Source organism: uncultured Algibacter sp., from assembly GCF_963976535.1.
Classification (GTDB): domain Bacteria; phylum Bacteroidota; class Bacteroidia; order Flavobacteriales; family Flavobacteriaceae; genus Algibacter_B.
Genome location: NZ_CAXBLF010000116.1, coordinates 1 through 2753, shown reverse-complemented (window position 1 = coordinate 2753; position 2753 = coordinate 1). Strand labels below are relative to the sequence as shown.

The window sequence follows — 2753 nt, the reverse complement described above, 5'->3', positions numbered from 1 at the left end:
AATGAATATCAATCTAAACACTCACTCAAAAAAGAGATAGAAAATATTATAAAACATTATTGTCCGATAAAAGAATCAAGACCGCTGCGCTGATAGAATATAGAATCAAGACTTGATTTTAACTCATTGATAATCAATTTACAATAGATTTGTCATTTCAGAAAGTTTTTGATTTTTTACTTGTTGTAAAAGTAATGGGCATATCTCAAAAAATCTTTTAGCCTATGCCCGATCTATCGTTCGGACTATCTTACAAATTTTAATCGGACACTATTGATTATAAAACTAATAATTAACGAAAATCATTGTATTGATGAAGAGATTTCATTATTTCTTCATAGAATAATATTCCCGCAATTAAATTTCCTGTATCAGAATAAGGCAGATACTCACTATGAAATTCGCCAGTACTTTCAAGATAATCATCTGTTGATTCAAATTGATTATCTAGTGCTTTTTTATTATCATTATTAGTTGGAATCCCTAAAGTGGTCATTGTTATACCAGGCTTTGTTGCAAAAGCAACATAAGGTAATGTTCTAACAAGAACTTGTATTCTTTCAGAATATAGTGTTATTAGTTGACCTTTTTGCATCTGTTCTAGTTCACTTTTATTGTGATACTTGCTAATTGTAACTTTTTCGCTAATGAAACTTTTAGGTTCTTTCTTTTTTTGAGCAAAACCAATGCCCGTAAAGAGGAAAAGGCTAAAACAGAATAAAATAATCTTCACTTTCATGTTATAGATTTAAGGGTTTAAAAGACAAATCTATGTAATTAATCGTTAAAAACAAGCGTTTTATCGATTTATTTTAAATAATAATAAACAATAATAGGCTTTTGCTTACAAGTAACTATTTGAAATAAATAATTTGAGCCATAAAAAATTATTATTATCCGACGGGGCTTGACAAAATTTAGTTAAATTATAGGATTAAATAACTTCTTATAATAGTCGTCAGCCATTCTTTGGGTAGTAAATTCTGGAATAACATCATCCATAGCATTAAAAACCATTTCCTGCCATTTTTGAGGATTGTCGTAATACATTGGAATAACCTTAGTTTCTAAAATATGGAATAAATTATCTGTGTCAATTTTATCTTGATCCCAAACTGGTAAATGGTGATTTAATGCAGGTAATACGAAACAGTTTTGTCCATCTTTTTGAAACTCGGGAATCCAACCATCATTTGTTGAAACATTTACCGAACCATTCATAGCTGCGGTCATACCGCTTGTACCAGAGGCTTCACGGGTAATTCTAGGTGTATTCAACCAAACATCCGAGCCACATTTTAGTTTTTTGGATAAATCTATTTCATAACCAATCAATACAGCAAGATTGGGTTCGTTCTTAGACTGATGCACCAAATGATTAAAAACATCAATGGCATTATAATCAAACGGGTACGGTTTGCCTGCCCAAATAATCTGAACAGGATATTTTTCGTTAGATATCAGTCTTTTAAATCGATCAAAATCATGCAATAATAAATCAGCTCTTTTATATTCTGCAAAACGTCGTGCCCAAACAAATGTTAATACATTAGGGTCGAATGTTTTGTTGGTTTGTTGCAAAACAACATCGCATAATTCTGTTTTTAATTCGGTTTTTCTTTTCTTATAAGCTTTAGCATTTTTCTTGGACCATACTTTTTTGATAGTTTCATCTTGCCAAAACTTTTGGTTTTGTGCATTTGTAATGGGTATTATTTTGCTAACACCGTCATAATTTTTCCACATATCATTTGCCACTATGGCATGCAATTTTGAAACCGCATTGGCCTTTTTAGCCATCCGCAAAGCAGAAATGGTATAATTTATCATACCACCATTAACCATCTCCTTTTCTAGCTCCTCATTGGATAGGATCCTTCCAAAGAAACCGCACCTATTCAAATGTCGTGCTTCTCGTTCTTCATTTCCTGCTTTTTCTGGTGTATGCGTTGTAAAAACCATTTGACTTTTTTTAACACCTTGGTCTCTTAAATAATAAAACGCTGGCAATGCATGACCTTCGTTTAAATGATAAGTGTCTGCACCACCCAAAACTTCCACAACTTTAGCGCCGCCTATTCCCAATACAATACTTTGAGAAACTCGTGTCACTGGATTTGAGTCGTATAAATGATTAGTAATAGTTTTCGATATATGATCATTACCCTGAACATCAGTGCTTAAAAAGTACATTGGCACGGTTCCAAAAATTTCAGGTTTTAAAACATAGGCTCTAACCTTTACATGGGGGTTATCATGAAGCTTAATCTCCACTTCTATACCTGTATCTTCAAGAAAATCAAAATGCTTTTCGTTAAAGTCTGTTCTTAAAGTTTGGTCTTCGTTTCTTGCTTGGTCATAATAGCCATATTTCCAAAGCATCCCAATACCAATCATATTCTGCTTCAATTCAAATCCCGATCGCATGTGCGACCCAGCCAAAAAACCAAGGCCACCAGAATAAATATTGAAAGCTTGATCGATACCAAACTCCATACTGAAATAAGCTACTTTCTTTTTATAATCTGCTGCAGGTTTATAAGGATGGTGCCATTTGCTATATTCACTTATCATAATTTTATTGATTTTTGAACCGTAAACTTATTAATAATTACCTCATAGATTTCATGATTTTTATCATAATACTTATTGCTTAAAATTTCTTTAGTTGAAGTTTAAGTGTTTTGTCTATTTTCCGATACAAAAATTAGCAAAAATATTACCCAATAAATCATCATTAGTAATCTCACCAG

The 2753-nt window shown here is 32.1% G+C and carries 2 protein-coding genes; both read right to left on the bottom strand.

Annotated elements, in window-relative coordinates:
• Window positions 1-292: 292 nt before the first annotated feature.
• Window positions 293-739: a hypothetical protein gene (locus tag AAC024_RS15825; protein ID WP_339896459.1), complete on the bottom strand. Its 447-nt coding sequence runs from the start codon at window positions 737-739 to the stop codon at window positions 293-295.
• 182 nt (window positions 740-921) lie between these two features.
• Window positions 922-2574 (bottom strand): alpha-glucan family phosphorylase, encoded by a 1653-nt coding sequence (gene glgP, locus AAC024_RS15820; RefSeq protein ID WP_339896458.1) that lies wholly within the window; start codon window positions 2572-2574, stop codon window positions 922-924.
• Window positions 2575-2753: the final 179 nt, after the last annotated feature.